General features: G+C 52.3%; 17 protein-coding genes and 1 other annotated feature. Of the genes, 6 read left to right on the plus strand and 11 right to left on the minus strand.

The window, feature by feature from the left end; genetic code table 11:
* Positions 1 to 18: 18 nt before the first annotated feature.
* Positions 19 to 310 (minus strand) — a binding site (T-box leader).
* A 167-nt stretch (positions 311 to 477) separates the two neighbouring features.
* Complete coding sequence (locus tag EJQ19_RS15180; RefSeq protein ID WP_241242920.1) at positions 478 to 1,626, plus strand: permease; 1,149 nt, start codon at positions 478 to 480, stop codon at positions 1,624 to 1,626.
* Positions 1,627 to 1,693: 67 nt separating this feature from the next.
* On the opposite strand, the gene ilvD is transcribed toward EJQ19_RS15180, so the two are convergent.
* From ilvD to EJQ19_RS15210, 6 genes are all read right to left on the minus strand, one after another.
* Positions 1,694 to 3,379, minus strand: coding sequence for a dihydroxy-acid dehydratase (ilvD, locus tag EJQ19_RS15185; protein WP_126142079.1), 1,686 nt, complete (start codon positions 3,377 to 3,379; stop codon positions 1,694 to 1,696).
* A gap of 125 nt (positions 3,380 to 3,504) precedes the next feature.
* Positions 3,505 to 4,491 (minus strand): ABC transporter permease, encoded by a 987-nt coding sequence (locus EJQ19_RS15190; RefSeq protein ID WP_126142080.1) that lies wholly within the window; start codon positions 4,489 to 4,491, stop codon positions 3,505 to 3,507.
* Position 4,492: 1 nt separating this feature from the next.
* Positions 4,493 to 6,001: a sugar ABC transporter ATP-binding protein gene (locus EJQ19_RS15195; RefSeq protein WP_126142081.1), complete on the minus strand. Its 1,509-nt coding sequence runs from the start codon at positions 5,999 to 6,001 to the stop codon at positions 4,493 to 4,495.
* A gap of 68 nt (positions 6,002 to 6,069) precedes the next feature.
* Positions 6,070 to 7,149, minus strand: coding sequence for a sugar ABC transporter substrate-binding protein (locus EJQ19_RS15200; protein ID WP_126142082.1), 1,080 nt, complete (start codon positions 7,147 to 7,149; stop codon positions 6,070 to 6,072).
* A gap of 174 nt (positions 7,150 to 7,323) precedes the next feature.
* Positions 7,324 to 7,971: a ribonuclease H gene (gene rnhA / locus EJQ19_RS15205; RefSeq protein ID WP_126142083.1), complete on the minus strand. Its 648-nt coding sequence runs from the start codon at positions 7,969 to 7,971 to the stop codon at positions 7,324 to 7,326.
* A gap of 1 nt (position 7,972) precedes the next feature.
* Positions 7,973 to 8,470 carry a hypothetical protein gene (locus EJQ19_RS15210; protein ID WP_126142084.1) on the minus strand — a complete coding sequence of 166 codons (498 nt, stop codon included), beginning with the start codon at positions 8,468 to 8,470 and terminating at the stop codon, positions 7,973 to 7,975.
* Positions 8,471 to 8,622: 152 nt separating this feature from the next.
* On the opposite strand from EJQ19_RS15210, the gene EJQ19_RS15215 reads away from it, so the two are divergent.
* The gene (locus tag EJQ19_RS15215) at positions 8,623 to 8,880 is read left to right on the plus strand and encodes an alpha/beta-type small acid-soluble spore protein (protein WP_126142085.1); all 258 of its coding nucleotides are present in this window, start codon (positions 8,623 to 8,625) and stop codon (positions 8,878 to 8,880) included.
* A 75-nt stretch (positions 8,881 to 8,955) separates the two neighbouring features.
* On the opposite strand, the gene EJQ19_RS15220 is transcribed toward EJQ19_RS15215, so the two are convergent.
* Complete coding sequence (locus EJQ19_RS15220; protein ID WP_126142086.1) at positions 8,956 to 9,957, minus strand: ABC transporter substrate-binding protein; 1,002 nt, start codon at positions 9,955 to 9,957, stop codon at positions 8,956 to 8,958.
* A gap of 174 nt (positions 9,958 to 10,131) precedes the next feature.
* Between EJQ19_RS15220 and EJQ19_RS15225 the strand changes: the two genes are divergently transcribed.
* From EJQ19_RS15225 to EJQ19_RS15235, 3 genes are read left to right on the plus strand one after another with little or no spacing between them, the layout of a single operon-like run.
* Positions 10,132 to 11,157: a FecCD family ABC transporter permease gene (locus EJQ19_RS15225; protein ID WP_126142087.1), complete on the plus strand. Its 1,026-nt coding sequence runs from the start codon at positions 10,132 to 10,134 to the stop codon at positions 11,155 to 11,157.
* Positions 11,154 to 12,206 (plus strand): FecCD family ABC transporter permease, encoded by a 1,053-nt coding sequence (locus tag EJQ19_RS15230; RefSeq protein ID WP_126142088.1) that lies wholly within the window; start codon positions 11,154 to 11,156, stop codon positions 12,204 to 12,206. Before EJQ19_RS15225 ends, EJQ19_RS15230 begins: the two co-directional genes overlap by 4 nt.
* Positions 12,207 to 12,233: 27 nt before the next feature.
* The gene (locus EJQ19_RS15235; RefSeq protein ID WP_126142089.1) at positions 12,234 to 13,049 is read left to right on the plus strand and encodes an ABC transporter ATP-binding protein; all 816 of its coding nucleotides are present in this window, start codon (positions 12,234 to 12,236) and stop codon (positions 13,047 to 13,049) included.
* Positions 13,050 to 13,630: 581 nt separating this feature from the next.
* Here the strand turns inward: EJQ19_RS15235 and EJQ19_RS15240 are convergent.
* A complete protein-coding gene (locus tag EJQ19_RS15240; RefSeq protein WP_206438430.1) occupies positions 13,631 to 13,984 on the minus strand; it encodes an O-methyltransferase in 354 nt (117 codons plus the stop codon).
* 296 nt (positions 13,985 to 14,280) lie between these two features.
* Here EJQ19_RS15240 and EJQ19_RS15245 point away from each other — a divergent pair, with 296 nt between their 5' ends.
* Entirely contained in the window at positions 14,281 to 15,540 is a 1,260-nt protein-coding gene (locus EJQ19_RS15245) for a methyl-accepting chemotaxis protein (RefSeq protein WP_126142091.1), read from the plus strand.
* Positions 15,541 to 15,624: 84 nt separating this feature from the next.
* On the opposite strand, the gene EJQ19_RS15250 is transcribed toward EJQ19_RS15245, so the two are convergent.
* The 3 genes from EJQ19_RS15250 to EJQ19_RS15260 form a co-directional block, all read right to left on the minus strand.
* On the minus strand, positions 15,625 to 16,842 hold the full coding sequence (locus EJQ19_RS15250; RefSeq protein ID WP_126142092.1) for an MFS transporter: 1,218 nt from the start codon (positions 16,840 to 16,842) through the stop codon (positions 15,625 to 15,627).
* Between the two features lie 55 nt (positions 16,843 to 16,897).
* Entirely contained in the window at positions 16,898 to 17,596 is a 699-nt protein-coding gene (locus tag EJQ19_RS15255) for an SDR family oxidoreductase (RefSeq protein ID WP_126142093.1), read from the minus strand.
* Positions 17,597 to 17,770: 174 nt separating this feature from the next.
* Positions 17,771 to 18,355 (minus strand): TetR/AcrR family transcriptional regulator, encoded by a 585-nt coding sequence (locus EJQ19_RS15260; RefSeq protein WP_126142094.1) that lies wholly within the window; start codon positions 18,353 to 18,355, stop codon positions 17,771 to 17,773.
* Positions 18,356 to 18,423 lie beyond the last annotated feature (68 nt).

Genomic DNA, 18,423 nt, shown 5'->3' on the forward strand with positions numbered 1-18,423 from the left:
ACAAAAAGGCCTCTCGCCGCAAGGGACGAGAGACCGTGGTACCACCCTAATTTGTTTGGTTCCGCCATGACTGCATCGATCGCTGCAGGGGTAATGGAAACAAACCTTCAGACTCTGATAACGGAGAGCAGCCGTTTCGCATACTGGCATTGCAGACGCATGCTTCGGCCTAGGTTCCGAAGGCGGCTGCTGCCGTGTTCAGCTTCAAGCTCGAGGATCCATTCGGTTTGCTTGTTTCACCGGTTCGCACCATCCACCGGCTCTCTGAGAAACGAGAGACAAACGTACTTGTTCCTGTCATCGCCATTGATTTTCTATTATTATACACGTTGAATCTGCGATGTCAACCGGCATAACGTCCCGCTTAAATTTTTACACAAATTGAAGTCATTGAAAAAAGCTCTCGGTTGTCCTAGACGGCGCAGCTCGTACATAGAATGGTACTATTATCTGCTCGCCAAAAGGGGTGTCGACACATTGTCTTCAACAATGTATAGGTGGAGCCTGCCGGTTACCACGTTCATCTGCGCAGTGCTCCTGTTCTTGATTGTCACGACCAGACAGCTGCCTCCGCTGCCTGCCATCGTTTATCCGCTTAAGGATGTTTTTACAGCCTTCATGGATATTTTTCTGGATGCGCTGCCCTTCATGTTCATGGGGGTGTTGCTTTCGACCGTTGTTGAAAACTTCATTCCCGAAGAGGTTATCCGGCGGATGACACCGCGCAATCCGATTGGCGGCGTCCTGTTCGCCTGTGTGCTCGGCATCATGTTTCCGCTTTGCGAATGCGGGATGATTCCGTTCGTTCGCAGGCTGATGCGCAAAGGCATGCCGGTGTACATCGCTGTCATCTTCATCCTGGTTGGACCGATTCTCAATCCGATTGTGTTCGTTTCGACCTGGATGGCGTTCCGCGGCGATCCCTCGATGGCTTACGCTCGGATGGGGCTCACCTTCGGCGTCGCACTTGTCATCGGCTTGTGGCTGACCCGCTTCTTGAAAAAAGACCCGCTTCGCCACCAGGTCACACCGAGCGGAAATTCCGCGGCAACCATTCACAAGTCCCACACTCACGCTCATGAGCATCACAGCCATGATCATGCCGCCCATCACCACGATCTTCACGATCATCACCAGCATGACCAGGACGGCGGCCACACGCATGACCACCATCATCATCACGAGCACGGCCATGACCACGCTCATCACCACGACCACGGCGGCCGCGCCATGACGATGCTCAGCCATGGTACCTCCGAGATGATTGAGATGAGCAAATATTTGATGCTCGGCGCCTTCCTCACCGCAATTATCCAGACGTTCGTGGCCCAGGACAGCCTTACGGCCATCGGGCAAGGCACCATCTTCTCGCACGTCTTCATGATGGGCTTCGCATACCTGCTGTCCCTGTGTTCCACAACCGACGCTTTCGTCGCCTTCTCCTTCGCCAAGACATTCTCGCCTGGCTCCCTGCTGGCGTTTCTCGTCTTTGGCCCGATGATCGACGTCAAAAGCACACTCATGCTGCTCTCCATCTTCAAATCGCGCTTCGTCCTCTCGCTCTCGATCGTCGTGGCGATCACCGTGTTCACGGGTTCGCTGCTCTTCATGCACTTCCTTCCATGATAAAAGCCCCGCCTCCCGAGCGGCAGTTGACTGCCACCCGAGAGCGGGGCTTGCTTATGCGTTGCGATTAGATTTTCAAAATCGCGCCGGCGCTTGCGTTCGTTACCATCTTCGTGTAACGCGCCAGGTAACCGGATTGGATTTTAGGTTGGAACTCTTTCCAAGTCTCACGGCGTTTCGCAAACTCTTCGTCGCTGATTTGCAGCTCGATTTTGCGGCCGTCCATGTCAACGTCGATGATGTCCCCGTCTTGCACGAACGCCAGAGGACCGCCCTCAGCCGCTTCCGGCGAGATGTGCCCGATGGAGATACCGCGGGATGCGCCGGAGAAACGTCCGTCTGTGATCAGGGCTACTTTTGCGCCGAGACCCATACCGACGATTTGCGACGTTGGCGCCAGCATTTCCGGCATACCAGGACCGCCTTTTGGTCCTTCGTAACGGATAACGACAACGTGGCCTTCTTTGACGTGGCCGTTCGCAATGCCGTACAACGCTTCGTCCTGCGAGTTGAAGCAGATCGCAGGGCCGACGTGGCGTCCGCCTACGGATTTGTCAACCGCGCCGACCTTGACGATAGAGCCTTCTGGCGCCAGGTTGCCGAACAGAACAGCCAGGCCGCCGCGCTCGCTGTGCGGGTTGGACAACGGATGGATAACATCCGTGTTCAGGATTTCACAGCCCGCAACGTTCTCGCGAATCGTTTTCCCGGAGACCGAGAGACGGTCACCGTCGAAGGCGCCCGGTTTTTTGAGCAGCTCGTTGATGATCGCGCTCACGCCGCCGGCGTTGTGCACGTCTTCGATATGGTAGTCGGAAGCAGGTGCGATTTTCGCCAAGTGAGGCACGCGCTCTGCCACTTCGTTAATACGAGCAATTGGGTAATCGATGCCGGCTTCAGCCGCGATTGCCAAGGTGTGTAGTACTGTGTTGGTGGAACCGCCCATCGCCATATCCAATGCAAATGCGTTGTCGATCGCTTCGATCGTTACGATGTCGCGAGGTTTAATGTCTTTTTGAATCAATTCCATCAATTGTTTCGCGCAATCTTTTACGAATTGCTTACGCTCTTCGGCAACTGCCAAGATCGTACCGTTACCCGGCATTGCAAGGCCAAGGCCTTCCGCCAAGCAGTTCATGGAGTTCGCTGTAAACATACCGGAACAAGAGCCGCAAGTTGGACAGCCGTATTGCTCAAGCTCAGTCAAGCTAGCTTCGTCGATTTTACCGGATTGGAAAGCACCGACGCCTTCAAATACGGAAGACAAGGAGATGGAACGACCGTTCTTGTCTTTCCCGGCTTTCATCGGACCGCCGCTGACGAGCATTGTCGGGATGTTGACGCGAAGTGCGCCCATAATCATCCCAGGTGTGATTTTGTCACAGTTCGGGATACAGATCATGCCGTCGAACCAGTGCGCGTTAACGACTGTTTCCAGGGAGTCCGCAATGATTTCACGGCTCGGCAAGGAGTAGCGCATACCGATGTGGCCCATCGCGATGCCGTCGTCGACACCGATGGTGTTGAACTCGAACGGTACGCCGCCCGCTTCGCGGATCGCTTCTTTAACGATTTTCCCGAATTCCTGCAAATGCACGTGACCCGGAATAATGTCTATATACGAGTTGCAAACCGCAATAAATGGCTTGCCGAAATCTTCTTCTTTTACCCCTGCTGCACGCAATAAGCTGCGGTGCGGCGCGCGGTCAAAGCCTTTTTTAATCATGTCACTGCGCTGCTTACGATCTGCCATTGCTAGTTCCTCCTATTGTTCATGTCAGGTAAATAAAAATAATGAATCTATCATACCACACTTCTCGCAAAATTTCTGCCTTTAGTGTGATACCGCGTCGACGTAACATGAAAAATGCGCAAAACCTAAGATTTCCGACGGTTTAAGTGGACGAACGTAATAGCCAGCGCGAGGACGAGCACGCCGCCTTTGACAATGTCGAAGCCAAAATACGGCACGTTCAGCATGGTCAGTCCGTTGAGCAGCACCCCGATCAGCACGGCTCCGAAGAAGGTGCCGATAACGTTCGGTTTTCCTGCGCCAAGCACCGAATACCCGACAAACACGGAAGCGACGGCTTCCATCAGCAATGGAGCCCCGGCGTCAATCTGCCCGGAGCCGACGCGGGACGCGTATAGAATGCCCCCGAATGCCGCGAAAATACCGGATAACACGTAAGCCGCCAAGCGGATTTTGTTCACAGAAATCCCGGATAACCGCGCAGCCTCGCGATTGCCCCCTGTGATATACAGCTGGCGTCCCCAGCGCGTATAGGTGAGGAAAATATGAACAGCGGCAACAGCGACGATCATCAGCACGACCGGAACCGGCACGCCTAGCAGCTTCCCTTGCCCGATCCACAGAAATTCCGGCGTGAACTTCCCTTTGGCGACCGTACCATCTTGGAATCTCATATTGTTATAGATGGAAAAGCCTTTCGTATATGTCTTCTGCACGCCGCCGATGATGTACATGACGGCCAGCGTTGCCAGCAAATCCGGAATACGCACCTTGACGATCAGAAAAGCGTTCAACAGCCCGATGATCGCCCCGATTGCCAGCGGCACAAGAATGACCAGAATCAGTGGCTGCTGGTACCACACCATCATCGCTGCGGACGCAACCGTCGCAAGCGATACGGTTGAGCCGACGGACAAGTCGAACCCGTCCACAATCTGAGACAGCGTCACACCGATCGCCACGAACATGACAATCGAAATCGAACGCAAAATGTCCGTAATATTGTCATACGTCATAAAGTTCTCATTAATAAAAGAAAACACGACCAATACGATTGCAATGATGAACAATGCCCCGTACTTAAACGAAAAATCCAGCGTTTTTTCCTTCACGTTATTCAGCCTCCCCCGCGCTCGCATACGTAAGAATGAGATCCTGGGTCGCTTCCGCGCGGGAAAGCTCCTTCACGACAGAACCATAGCTCATCACGACAATACGATCGGCAATTCCTATAATTTCATTGAGTTCACACGATAAATAAATAATGCCTTTGCCTTCCGACGCCAATTTCCCGATCAAGCGGAAAATATCGCTTTTCGCGCCGACATCGACCCCTTTGGTCGGCTCGTCAAACATGTACACCTCGGCGTCCGTCGGCAGCCATTTGCCGACCGCCACCTTCTGCTGGTTGCCGCCGCTGAGGTGCTTGACCTGCCGGTTCGGATCGTTCGGCGAGACGCCGAGCGACCCGATCATCCCAAGCGCATGGCGCTGCTCCTCGGCCTGCTTCACAAAGCCGAGCGAGCTCAGCTTGCGCAGAATCGTGAGCGACAGATTGCGCTTCACGGTCTCTTCCACGAGGACGCCCTGCTTGCGGCGCTCCTCGGGCACGAGCGCGATGCCGGCGCGCACGGCATCCTCCGGCTGGCGGAGCATGAGCTTCCGCCCGCCCAGCAGCACCTCGCCGCCGTCCGCGGCGTCGGCGCCGAAGATCAGCCGGCTTAACTCCGTTTTGCCGGCGCCGACAAGACCGACCACGCCGAGGATTTCCCCCCGGCGGAGGTCAAAGCTGACGCCGCGCACCTTGGTGCCGCGGCGCAGGTCTTTCACCTCGAGGAGGACGTCGCCGATGGGCACATCGGCTTTCGGAAACTCCTCGGTGAAGGTTTTGCCGAGCATCGCCTCGATGACGGAGGCGGTGTCCATCTGCGCCGCCGCCTCCGTCAGGACGCGGCGGCCGTCGCGCATGACCGTGATCCGGTCGGCGACACGGAACACTTCCTGCAGGCGGTGGGAGATGAAGACGACCCCCACCCCTTCCTGCTTAAGGCTGTCCATGATCCGGAACAGCCGCTCCGATTCTTCCAAGCTGAGCGGTGCCGTCGGCTCGTCGAAGATGATGATCTTCGCTTTGTGCGCGATCGCTCTGGCGATGAGCACGAGCTGCTTCTGCGAGATGCTCAGCTCATCGAGTTTGCTGCGCACCGGGAACGTGGCGCCGAGCTGCGCGAGAATCGCTTCCGCCTGGCGGTGCAGCTTGCGCCAGCTGACCCAGCCGCTGCCCTGCACCAGCTTGTCGATCATGACATTTTCCGTGACGCTAAGCTCAGGTACAAGCGCGGTATCCACTTCCTGATACACGCAATATACGCTATGGTCCATCGCATCCTTCGGCGTGCGAATGCCAAGCGCCTGCCCTTCCACTTCCAACGTGCCGGCATCAGGGGTGTAGGCGCCGGATAAAATTTTCATCAACGTGCTTTTCCCCGCACCGTTTGCGCCAAGCAAGGCGTGAATCTCGCCCCGCTCTAGACCAAAATCAACGTCCTGCAGCGCTTTCACACCGGGAAAGGATTTGGTAATTCCCTTCATTTCCAGTAATGCGCTACCTGCCTTCGGCATCTTTTTCCACCTCGCTCTTCAATCTGAAAGTCCCACCGCTCAGGAAGCGATGGGACCCTCGGTTAGCATTATTTTTTTTCAGCTGCTTTCAACCAGTCGGTGTAGCCTTGTTGGCTGCCGCCCCAACCTTTGACGTATTCGCTGAGCTGCGCCGTGTTCACTTGCTTATCTTTCGGCAATTGATCTCTGGACACGTAGACCGGATCCAGCACGACTTTGTCCGGTGTTTGGTCGCCGTGCAGCTTTTGGTACAAGTAACGCACTTGCACGCGTCCGATGTCTTTCGGATCTACTGCCGAGGAAGCCACCCATGGGCTCTTCGGATCCTGCAGCATTTGCAGATCCTCGTCGCTCAAGTCGATGCCGTAGACTTTAATCTCCGTACGTCCAGCTTGCTGAATCGCGCGGGACGCGCCCTTCGCGAACTCATCCCAAGCCGTCCATACGGCTGTAATGTCGCCTTTGTTCGGATACTTTTTCAAGATCGCTTCCATTTGAGTCTGGGAATCCAGAGCAGGATCTTGTGCCGTACCGAAAGCAGCTACTTCTTTAATGTCCGGATATTTCTTCTGGAACGCTTGATAAGCGAGCTGTCTGCGTTCCATCGGAGCAAAGCCGGCTACCCAAATCTTCACGATGTTACCTTTGCCTCCGGCATCTTTCGCCAACTGCTCTAACGTAGCTTCCGCCATTTTTTGGTCGCCTTGCTCCAAGGAGGTTACGCCCGGAACGGAAAGAATCGAGTCAAAGCTGACGACAGGAATCTTTTTATCCAATGCTTTCTTCACCCCGGCTTCCAGCGCTTCCGCTGTACCATGGTCAATGAGAATGCCGTCAAACTTCTGATTGACGGCCGCATCCAGATTGGACGACATTTTCGCCAGATCGGTGTCCGCAACGAAAACCGTGACTTTTCCGCCCAGTTTCTCAACTTGCTCTTTCACGCCCTCCACATACTGCGAGGAGAACGTACCTGTATTGAACTGCATCACGAGTGCAATTTTTTTGCCTGCGAGATCATTGGCCGCACCAGCGCTTGCACTTGCCGCCGGCGATGCTCCGCTGCTATTCTCCTTGCTGCCGCAACCCGCCAACACGCCTCCGGCTAACACAAGGCTGAGTGCAACGCTAAACAATTTTCTTTTCATGATTTACCCTCCCATGTTTCCTATCTCTATTTCCTACTATACTAATCGGAATTATATTCCAAGTCAAGTAGTAGGAATTTTATTGTATAGTAGCATCTGAGAGAGTCTGCGTCAATACATTTTGTGCTATTTTTCGATCATTTCCGACAATATTTAACCAAGTGTTCATAACTGCTACTTGCGGCCGAAATCAGCCTTGATTTCGCCCCATTTTTTTGTATCCCACTTCACAATCTTATTCGTATAGGCGTTGGTCTGCAGCCATTTCAACGCGCGATCGACAAGCGTCCAAATCTCTTCCGTCGATTTGTCGCGAACCAGATTCGTCGACACTTCCTTCTTGCGAATCCAGCTCAGCGCGGTCACGGAATCCGTGTAAATCGTTTTGTTGCTCCCTTGCTTCTTCAAATAAGCAAGTCCATGAACGATCGCCAGAAACTCGCCGAGGTTGTTCGTCCCTTTTGCAATTGGGCCTTGATAGAAAATAATTTCGCCCGTCTTCGTATCCACGCCTTTATATTCCACGATGCCCGGATTGCCGGAGCAGCCGACATCGACCGAAATGCTGTTGTAATCGACTTCCGGTGCGCTTTCCGGCGTTGCCGATTTCTTGCCGGCCGTGCCGCCGCCTGATCCTTTTCCCGAGAAATTCAGCGATTTTTGCCAGCCTTTCTCATAAGCCGCCTTCGCCTCGCTCTCAGACTCGTACGATTTGTACTTAGCCTGTGGGTACCCGTTCGTTTGCGCCTGGCATTCCGCCCATGACCGGTAAATCCCCGGCTTGTGCCCGACCCAGACGACATAAAATTTTGACGCCGCCATGCTATTCTCCCTGTAATTTGTGACGTAATTGCGCGAGCAGGTCCTGAACAACCTTCACCGTTTCCTTATAATAAGGACGATAATCGAGATTCGCAACAAAAGCCAGATACGTCTCCGCGATCTCTCCGATCTGCCGGGCATATGCCGCCCAAGAGACGATGTGCGTCTCCAGCTCCCGGTATCCGCCGCTTGAGCGCTCTTCCACCAGCTGCAGTTCGATCTCCTCCGGAGATTTGTGCGTCACGACAAAAGAAAACCCTCTGCATTCCGGATCGCCGCAGCCGCAGACGAAAAACGGCATCCTCTCCCACGCGTCCGCAGGCGCAAACCGGTCCGGCTGCGTATCATGCAGCGTACTGTACAGCAAAGCCGGCAATCCCACATCGACGCAAAGCGGCTCTTCAACGAGCACGCTGCCGTCTGCCGACATGTGCACATCCGCTTGAATAATTTGCAAATCTTTATCCAGGGACCAGCCCTGAACCGTTAGCGTAAACATGTTACCACCTCCGCCCTTCATGCCATTTTCCCATTATAGCAAAGACAAGCCCTCTTTTTCTTGCAAAAATAAATTTTATAAAAATTTCCATTTCCATCACGAGTATTTTTTGTAAAACGGCTCATACTACTATCGACTGGAGGTGATTACAGATGGTTACAGGACAATCCCGCAACAACAGCTCCAACACCCTTGTCGTTCCTCAAGCGTCTTCCGCATTGGACCAATTGAAGTATGAGGTTGCTCAAGAACTGGGCATCCAAATTCCTCAAGACGGGTACTACGGCTACATGACGTCTTACGATACAGGATCTATCGGGGGCAACATCACTCGTCGTCTCGTTCAAATCGCTGAACAACAACTTGCAGGCACTACTGGCGTAAGCGCTAGCGCAAAATTCAGCAGATAAGATCCCTATACTTAACCATAAAAGGGGCTTTCCATCGCAGATCGGTGGAAAGCCCCTTTTCATCGCGCGGCCGGATTACGGCTTCACGTTGTAGATTTTGTATAAATCGTCGAGCATCAGGTTCGCCGCTTTAACCCCGCCAGCTGTATTCCAAGTCGCATCGTTGACTTTTACCAGCTTGTTGTCTTTCACAACCTTCAGGTTTTTCCACAGCGGATCGTTCATCCACTCTTGCTCTTGCTTCGTCCCCTTGCCGTCTCCGGTATCATACGTAAAGTAGAACACTTTATCCGCTGCGTCCAGCTCAGTCAAGCGCTCTTTTGTAATGTCTTCAAACGATTTCTCATCGCTCTTCGCATCCGAACGCGCAAAGCCAATTTGCTTGAAAATCACGCCGGAGAACATATCGCCGAAGTAAAATCTCGTTTTACCGCCCATAAAGCGGACGACCGCCACTTTTTCTTTCAGCTTGTCAGGACCGATCTTCGTCCGGAAATCGTCAATGCGTTTATCGAAGGCCGCGATCACTTTCTCGCCCTCGGCTTTCTTGTTCAGCGTATCCGCATAAAGGCTGAAATTCGTCTTCCACTCGCCGCGCAGCGTATCCGAGAATACCGTTGGCGCGATCGCTTTTAATTGCTCGTAGACTTTCTCTTGGCGCATCTTGTTCCCGATAATCAAATCGGGCTTCAAGGAAGCGATGACTTCCAAATTCGGCTGGGACTCTGTGCCCAGCGTCGTCACGCCTTCCATATCCGCACGGATATGCTCGTACCAAGGCTTTCCTATGTAAGACTCGACAGCGCCGACCGGCTTCACTCCAAGCGCGAGCAGAGCTTCCGTTCCTTCATTCGTTAAAATGACGACACGCTGCGGATTCGCAGGGACTGCCGTTTCGCCCATCGCATGCTTAATCGTGCGCGGAGCATCGGATTTAACCGTCGGACTCGCAGCCGGAGAAGCCGATGCGCCGGACTCTGATGCGGATTTGGTTCCGCAAGCCGAAACAACCAGGCTGAAAATAAACAGGCAGGCGAATAAGGCCCACGCTGATTTGAATTTCGTTTTCGTTACCATATGATTACGTTCCTCCCAAGATGCGTCTCTATTGAAAATCATTATCACTCCCAGACCATATACTACTAGACTTCTGACCCACTGTCAATGATAATGATTCTCATATTCGTTGACTTCGCGAATGGAACTCCTTACAATAAACTGAGCAGAAAAAGAAGGGTGCGCTATTTACTTATGAATACCACGATTCAACAAGAACGACGCCATAACTTCTATAAAAGCATCGGACTGCTCGCCGGATTTATCGTGCTCTTGCTTTTTATGATTGGTTCGGTTCGCTTCGGCCTCCACGCTTACTCGTGGAAGCAGGTCATCGCTTCCTTTCATCCGACAGATCCGCCTACGAACGAGGCGTTAATCATTCAGACCGTCCGCATTCCGCGCGCGCTCATTGCCGCCTTGGTCGGCGCGAGCCTGGCGATGGCCGGGGCGCTCATGCAAGCGATCACCCGCAACCCGCTAGCTTCTCCGAGCGTGTTCGGCATTAACTCAGGCGCCGCCTTTGCGATCGTGCTGGCTGTCGGCTTCTTCAATGTGACCAGCCTGTCGCAGTTTACGTGGATTGCCTTTGCCGGAGCGGCCGTCGCCTCTGCACTCGTCTACGGGCTTGGCTCCTTGGGACGCGACGGCTTGACACCGATGAAAATTACGCTGGCCGGCTCGGCGATGACTGCCTTCTTCGCGTCGCTGACGCAAGGCATTCTGCTAGGCAACGGGAAAGCCTTCGATCAGGTGCTCTTCTGGCTTGTCGGCTCGGTTGAAGGCCGCACGATGGACATGCTGCAGTCGGTCTATCCATACATGCTAATCGCCGGTGTCTGCGCTCTGCTGCTCGCTCCGCACATCAATGTGCTGGCGATGGGCGACGACGTCGCCAAAGGGCTAGGCCAGTCCACCGTCTATATCAGATTTCTCGCTGCGCTCGTCATTATCGTGCTCGCCGGTGGCTCCGTTGCGGTGGCAGGTCCGATCGTCTTCGTCGGTCTCATCATTCCTCATATCGTAAGGTTTCTCGTCGGCGTCGATTACAAATGGGTCCTGCCTTACTGCGCCGTGCTCGGCGCGATTCTGCTCGTCGGGGCGGATATCGGCGCCCGCTTCATCATTATGCCGAAAGAAGTGCACGTCGGCGTCATGACGGCCATTCTCGGCGTACCGTTCTTCACTTATATCGCCCGCAAAGGAGGCCTGATCAAATGAGTCCATCCCCGCGAGATTTTACCGTCCGCAATCGGGCGTTTTCCTTTGCTATCAGTAAAAAAGCGATCGTTGTCACGCTCGTCTTGCTGCTGCTCGTGGTTGCTTTCGTCGTGATCTCCACGGGAGTCGGGAGTATCTATATCAAGCCGAGCGACGTTGTCCGTGCCATTTTCGGCTACGATGTCGGGCCAAGCACGATGATCGTGCGCTCGCTGCGCCTGCCGCGCATTGTAATGGCCGTCTTGATCGGCGCATCCCTAGGCATTGCCGGTTCCATCCTGCAGGGCATCGTGCGCAACCCGCTGACGTCGCCGGACACGATCGGCACTACGGGAGGCGCCACGCTTGGGGCGGTGACCTTTTTCTTCTTTTTCTCGGATAAAATCAGCATCCACTTCCTGCCTATCGCTGCCATCATCGGCGCCTTTGCCGCCACGGTGCTCGTCTACTTGCTTTCGTGGCGGGGCGGCGGTATCACGCCGCTGCGGCTCATCCTGATCGGCACCGGATTCACAGCGGCCATGAGTGCGATGACCTATCTCATGCTGCTCTCCGGCCCGATTATTCTCGCGAATCAATCGCTGACGTTTATGACGGGCAGCATTTATGGCGTCTCCTGGTCAAAATCCATATATCCGCTGCTGCCTTGGTTCGCCGTGCTCGTCCCGGTCATTTTCATGTATGCCCGCCACATTACTGTACAGTCGCTCGGCGAAGATATCGCCAGCAGCGTCGGCAGCCGTGTGCAGCGCCAACGCTTCTTCCTGATTATGCTAAGCGTCGCCCTGTCGGGGGCGGCGGTAGCTTTCGGCGGCGCAATCAATTTCATCGGCCTGATGGCGCCGCATATTTCCCGCAAGCTCGTCGGACCGAGCTTCGGTTCGCTGCTTCCCGTTTCTGCGCTGACAGGATCGCTGCTGCTGCTGCTCGCGGATTTGGCAGGCCGCTTTCTGTTCCGTCCTCACGATATTCCAGCTGGCGTTTTTACCGCTGCGATCGGCGCGCCGGTCTTCATTTTCTTACTGTACCGGAGCCGCAACCGCGGATAACTTATTTCGAGAGGGGAGCTCTCACGGATGACAATAACGAATCACGCGCTGGAAGCGGCATCGCTTCAGCTCACCTACGGTGACAATACGATTTTCAAAAGCTTGCATGTGCAAATCCCAAAAGGCAAAATAACGGTCTTCATCGGCAGCAACGGCTGCGGCAAGTCCACCCTGCTGCGCTCCTTGGCGCGGCTGATGAAGCCGACTTCCGGCGCGATCCTGCTGGACGGCGAGGAAATCGCCAAGCTGTCCACCAAAGAGGTGGCGCGCCGCATGGCGATCCTGCCGCAAGGGCCGTCCGCGCCGGAGGGCTTGACCGTTCGTCAGCTTGTCAAGCAAGGCCGCTACCCGTACCAAAGCTGGCTGCAGCAATGGTCCGCCGAGGATGAGCGGCATGTCGTTCGCGCGCTCGAGCTGACGAACCTGGTGGACTTCGCGGACCGCGCCGTGGACTCGCTGTCCGGCGGCCAACGCCAGCGCGCGTGGATCGCGATGACATTGGCGCAGGATACGCCGACCGTGCTGCTGGACGAACCGACCACGTACCTGGATTTGACGCACCAGATCGAGGTGCTCGATCTGCTGTTCGATTTGAACCGGAACGAGGAGCGGACGATCGTCATGGTGCTGCACGACATCAACCTCGCCTGCCGGTACGCGCATCACATCGTCGCTATCAAGGAAGGCACCGTGTTCGCCGAAGGCAGTCCCGAGGATATCGTGAACGAGGAGCTGCTCCTTCGCGTGTTCGACATGAAATGCCAGGTCAGCGTCGACCCGCTCTTCGGCACGCCGATGTGCATTCCTTACGGCAAAGGCCGCGTGCTGCTGCCGCAGCGCTAACGGCGTACAGACTGCTGGAATAATTCCATTAAAGCCCACCAGTTTGGGCAAAAATGTGAAAATGAACGTGAGTAATTCCAGTTCGTTGAATGAGGGCGGCATGCGAAACGATCGCGGCGAACGATGAGCCTTGTTGGCAAAATTGCCCGGCATATCCTGACTTTCCGGGCCCCTGCTCCCCTCGCAAATAAGAGTAGCAAACCACTGTTATTTGGTAGCTTCATGCCAGAGCTTGCTAAATAAGAGTGGCAAACCACGCTTATTCCGAAGACGAGCTGCGATTTGCGGAGCAATTTGCTCAAAATAAGCGTGGTTTACCGCTTCTATATGCCGTCCTGAGGGTATAAGTCCTGAAATAGAAGCGGTTTACCACGCTTATTTCACGGCTATTGGAAGGACGAGCACCCGTGGCTTTTGGGGCGAGTCTATGCCAGGTCTATCGGAGGTTTTCCCAGGTCTTTCCCACCCACCTGCCCGCTCATGCCGAGGACACCTGCACCATAGACAAAAGGACGTTCGCCAGCTTTGTAGCCGAGGAACGCCCTTTTCTATGTAGCTTAGTATAATAAAAATAAGTGCAGCTAGATCGTTCTTGCGTAGGAAGACATATTATAATTGCTCTCGAACAAGATGCTAACCGAGATGATCCCCTTTTTCACCGTAAAATCATAGAAAATTTCGCCATGCGTCCAGCTTCTTTTGCGGCTTAGCGATGCAATCGCCATCTGACGGAACGCCTGAAACTGGAGCTCAGTCAGGCCGTTAGGTGAGCCAAACTGAACCTCGCCGTCCACGCCTTCAAACGGCAAGTGCTTAACCCCGAATTTGCCAATTTCATTGTTGCGGATATGGACAAAAACCGTCCCCGAGTTCACCTGGCAGAGTTCATCCTTCAATTTACGGAACACAAAATCAATCTGTTTGGAAAGTGGCATAGGTTCCAACTTAATCTCATTCCTCCTTAAATTGTGATTAATTACCTAAATATGTTAATCTCGTTTGTAGTCCTATTATACTAAGTGAGTTTACAATATTCAACAGTTTATTCCCAATATTTTATATATTCGCTAAATTCTTTATATTCACTTAATATTTCTTCCAATTTTCGTGTAATTCTTGAACGATTATTGTCGAAATCCTGTAGTCGGTTTCCAATTTCAATGGTATACTTTCCATACATGGGGCATTCTCCCTAAAATTTTAATTACTTTACACAGAGGAGTCGGTCGATTTGGATAAACTTTCGTCCCTATCGTTTAGAAAAAAGCTACAGCTTGGTTGTTTCGCACTGCTCGGTATAAACTCGCTTTTCATGTTGATTGTTACTTTCGCCTCAGACTGGAATCGCTTACTTGGCATAATCTTCCTAGTCATTATAATTATCGGCGCCGTGCCTTTCACCCGTTGGTTTGAGAACCAGCTGACCGAGCCGATCGCCGACCTTTCCCGGATTGCGTTGAACATTTCCAAAGGCGACTTTTCGCAAAAAGTTACGATCACAACGGATGATTCTCTCGGCCAACTTGGACAATCCTTCAATAAAATGATCGATAAGCTGCGCGATATTCTGCGCGACACAGGCAGCATCTCCAAGCAGGTTTTCCAGACGAGTCGCGATATTTACACGAAAAATGAAAACTTCCGCTCCGTGCTGGAGCAAGTCAGTGTATCTGCCCATGAGCTTGCAGCCGGTGCTGGTCAAATCTCGGAGGAAGTATCCGGCGTTTCCGTTACGTCCAGGGACATTGAAGTGAAAGTCGTAAATTACGCCGGTTCTGCTCAAGAAATGAAAAATCGTTCCGAGCAGATGATGACGCTGGTCGAAAAAGGCCGCACCTCCGTCGAAAGTCAAGGTGTCGGCATGAAGCGCAACGTGGAAGTCACCCGCCAAGTTTCCGATACGATCGATCTGCTTGCCAAGCAGGCGGCTGGTATCACGAGCGTAACCCGCGCGATTTCCGAAATCGCGGAGCAAACGAACCTGCTCTCCCTCAACGCCTCCATTGAAGCGGCGAGAGCCGGCGAGCACGGCCGCGGATTCGCGGTTGTTGCACAGGAAGTGCGCAAGCTCGCTGAAGAGTCCACGTCTCTGACACGCGAAGTGTTCGGTTTTGTGAAAAGCATCGAGCAAGGTATTCAAGAAGCGATTCGCAGCATTCAAATGAACGAGGAAGTCGTGAAAAAGCAAACCCAGCTCATCGAGCAGACGGAAACGGTCTTTGCCGAAATCGTAGGCAGCGTCAGCTTCATTTCGGAAGAAATCAAACGCTTTGCCGATGAAAGCGAGCAAATGCTGCAAAGCTCCAACCTGATCGCCGCCGCAATGGAGAACATCTCCGCCATTACGGAAGAGTCTGCCGCAGGCACGCAGGAAGTTTCCGCTTCTATGAACGAGCAAATTGCAACGGTACAAGGCATCGTTAGCCAGGCCGAAGAAATGACACGCGTCGTCACACAGCTCCAGCAGACGATCCAGATCTTCAAGCTGTAGACCGTATACATAGACTAATAAAACTAACAAAGAAGCTNNAGCTTCTTTGTTAGTTTTACAGTTCATCGATATCGACGCTAAGCTTTAGATTAGTGGCTTCGATGCGGCTGTCATCGATTCTCCTTTCTTATGGCTTTTCAGCGTATATACAAGTGTTATGAGTGCAATAGCTCCTACGATAAGCGCCAGAATTTCTATCGCGGAACGAAAGCCATACAAGGAAGTTGCCAAACCACCGCCATAAGCGCTCATTCCCTGAAATAGATAACAGACCACAAACACTGCTGATAAAAACTGTACGCGATATTGTGGAGGCGATTTGATCGCCGCGATACCTAAGCCGCCGGCTGCTGAGAATCCATACGCCAGACCGCCTAGAATCGCCGAAATAATAAAGATGGCAAAAGAATGATACCTTGCAGCTGCAACCAATAAATACATCGTTAGAATAATTGAAGCCATTCCCAATCGAATCGAAGTTACAGGCCCAAGACGACGGGCAATCGTAGCACTGACCGAGGCCAACAAGTAAGAGATGGATAGTACCGTGCCAATAATCAGAATATCTTGTGTGCCAACAACTTCACGGGCAATTTGTGCGCCAAGCGATAAAAACACCGCACCGTTAGCAAAACCAGCGCCTACCGCCAGCGCAGCTAATATATAAGTACTTCCTAGTCCCCGCGGCACTGTAACCCCCTGCACTTTCCACTTCCGTTTTTCAGCGGATTGCGCTTTGGTGCTTGCTGGCAGCAATAAACATAGCAGGATACTTAGTACGAGGAGGGCGAACAAAACCCAATAGCTCAAGTGCAAAGGCAGCGGCGCATATTTAATTAGAGCCGCTCCGATAATCGTCGCCATAAATAGGCCCACCGCTTGCGTAATCGTCGTAATAGATCCGGGAAGCTGTTTATTGGAGCTGTAGTTGTATTCTACAAGCGCCGCCGCTCCCGCTCCTGATGTCAATCCGACCCCTATTCCTTGCAACCCTCGACCAATAAATAGCCAGTGTAAGCTTGGCGCTACGGCAAAAACGAATGCGCTAAGCAATAAAAATCCGAGCCCTAACAAGAGGGTTTGCTTACGGCCGATATAATCAGAAATATTTCCTACGAGCAGTAGAATCAGAATAAGTGCAACCGGATAAGTTGCAAAGACGCCGGTCGTCATCGATTTGGATAGATGCCATTGCGCCGCATAGACTGGAAACACAATGGAAGGAGCTGTGCTGGTCCATAGACTCATCATCAAAACCCAGGCGACAATCCAGAATGCTCCTTTTGATGAGATGCTTTTCATGTGATTACCTCCTCTAGGTTTCTCCCGACAGACAATTGTTACCCTCCAGTTAGTATTAAATGAATTGAGGATATAGAGCCTGAATACCGCCTGACAAGTTTTGCTGCGTTTTTCTGCTCAGCTCATCTGCCAAAATTTCATAGCTGCCTGATTCAATACCATTAATAGCAAGCTTTGCGACTTCGGCAGGGTTCGATTTCGGAGCTTGAATGTTTGCCGTCATATCCGTATCCATATATCCGACGTGCAGCCCAGAGACATGTATGTTTTTTGGTTGCAGGTGCAGACGAAATGCATTGGTCAAACTCCATTCTGCTGATTTTGCCGCGGAATAGGCACCTGCGCCTGTTAAAGTCAGCCAGGAAAGTACAGAAAGGATATTTAAAATATGGCCCCCTCCGTTCTTCTCAAGGATCGGAGCAAAGGCTCGAATCATGGTCAGGGTACCGAAGTAGTGTGTGTCCATTTCCAATCGGATTTGGTCTATTTCACCCTCAAACAGAGAAGCGCCCGTGCTTGATCCTGCATTGTTGATTAGCAAAGTGACGTCGTTGGCAATTTCCGCTGCTGCAGCCACCGATTTCTCGTCCGTAATATCCAATTGCAGCGGAATGACACCCGGTAAATCAATCGTTTCCGGATTTCTTGCCCCGCCATAGACTTTCGCTCCTCTAGCGAGAAGTTCTTGCGCAAGTTGACGGCCCAAACCTCTGTTAGCTCCTGTTACTAATGCGACTGTTTTTGAAATTTTCATGTACATGCACTCCTTCTTTCGTTTATTTGAGAACGATCATTCTTTAATGATCAAAAAAAATAATAACCTCAATCCTACGCCTGATTCAAGAATGATCGTTCTTAAATTGAATCAAGCACGTTTCTTCCACGCAACTTAGCTTATCAATTTAAGAACGATAAGTCAAGAATATTTCTAAGCGAGAATTGACAATGCTACCTTTACGGCATCTTCCAACACTTTTCGATCGGTCACGACTTTGGCCAGCACATAAAGCCCGTTTCTTGTACTCAAAAGAAATCTGGCGGCTTCTTGAGCGTTGTGTTCCGTTTTCAAAACACCTTGCTGCTGAGCACGTATCAGAAATTTATAGAAAGACATTTCCATATCGGAGATATAAGTCCCTACACGGAAAGATGTTACGGGATCTACCGCCCCTAGTTCCATCGCTGTGTTCGTAATAAAGCATCCGCGGCGTGCCGTTTCCTCACTCATGGCAAGATCAATCAGCTTGTCAAAATAGCGCGACAGCAGCTCTTTCGAATTTCCATCTTCCTCTAGAATTCGAAAAGCCCGGTCTTTCGTCACTTCTCGAAAACGATCTAAACAGGTTAAAAAAAGTTGATTTTTATCTCCAAACGTATCGTAAAGGCTGCCTCTGTGGACACCTGTATGTGCGACCAAATCTTGTATGGAAGTACGTTCATACCCTTTCTGCCAGAACAGCTCCATCGCTTTATCGAGTACAGCTTCTTGATCAAATTCTCTGGGTCTAGCCATCAATTCCCCCTCCTCACTTGTCTATCATAATCGTTTAAAAACAAATCGTAAACATGAACTTTCTCGTA

The sequence above is a fragment of the Paenibacillus whitsoniae genome (assembly GCF_003955665.1).
Lineage (GTDB): Bacteria > Bacillota > Bacilli > Paenibacillales > NBRC-103111 > Paenibacillus_E > Paenibacillus_E whitsoniae.

What these genes read in the sequence shown, in the direction of transcription:
- ilvD (WP_126142079.1), bottom strand. Translation starts at nt 3,379, where the DNA reads ATGGCAGATCGTAAGCAGCGCAGTGACATGATTAAAAAAGGCTTTGAC.
- EJQ19_RS15195 (WP_126142081.1), bottom strand. Translation starts at nt 6,001, where the DNA reads ATGCCGAAGGCAGGTAGCGCATTACTGGAAATGAAGGGAATTACCAAA.
- EJQ19_RS15200 (WP_126142082.1), bottom strand. Translation starts at nt 7,149, where the DNA reads ATGAAAAGAAAATTGTTTAGCGTTGCACTCAGCCTTGTGTTAGCCGGA.
- rnhA (WP_126142083.1), bottom strand. Translation starts at nt 7,971, where the DNA reads ATGGCGGCGTCAAAATTTTATGTCGTCTGGGTCGGGCACAAGCCGGGG.
- EJQ19_RS15210 (WP_126142084.1), bottom strand. Translation starts at nt 8,470, where the DNA reads ATGTTTACGCTAACGGTTCAGGGCTGGTCCCTGGATAAAGATTTGCAA.
- EJQ19_RS15215 (WP_126142085.1), top strand. Translation starts at nt 8,623, where the DNA reads ATGGTTACAGGACAATCCCGCAACAACAGCTCCAACACCCTTGTCGTT.
- EJQ19_RS15220 (WP_126142086.1), bottom strand. Translation starts at nt 9,957, where the DNA reads ATGGTAACGAAAACGAAATTCAAATCAGCGTGGGCCTTATTCGCCTGC.
- EJQ19_RS15225 (WP_126142087.1), top strand. Translation starts at nt 10,132, where the DNA reads ATGAATACCACGATTCAACAAGAACGACGCCATAACTTCTATAAAAGC.
- EJQ19_RS15230 (WP_126142088.1), top strand. Translation starts at nt 11,154, where the DNA reads ATGAGTCCATCCCCGCGAGATTTTACCGTCCGCAATCGGGCGTTTTCC.
- EJQ19_RS15235 (WP_126142089.1), top strand. Translation starts at nt 12,234, where the DNA reads ATGACAATAACGAATCACGCGCTGGAAGCGGCATCGCTTCAGCTCACC.
- EJQ19_RS15240 (WP_206438430.1), bottom strand. Translation starts at nt 13,984, where the DNA reads ATGCCACTTTCCAAACAGATTGATTTTGTGTTCCGTAAATTGAAGGAT.
- EJQ19_RS15250 (WP_126142092.1), bottom strand. Translation starts at nt 16,842, where the DNA reads ATGAAAAGCATCTCATCAAAAGGAGCATTCTGGATTGTCGCCTGGGTT.
- EJQ19_RS15255 (WP_126142093.1), bottom strand. Translation starts at nt 17,596, where the DNA reads ATGAAAATTTCAAAAACAGTCGCATTAGTAACAGGAGCTAACAGAGGT.
- EJQ19_RS15260 (WP_126142094.1), bottom strand. Translation starts at nt 18,355, where the DNA reads ATGGCTAGACCCAGAGAATTTGATCAAGAAGCTGTACTCGATAAAGCG.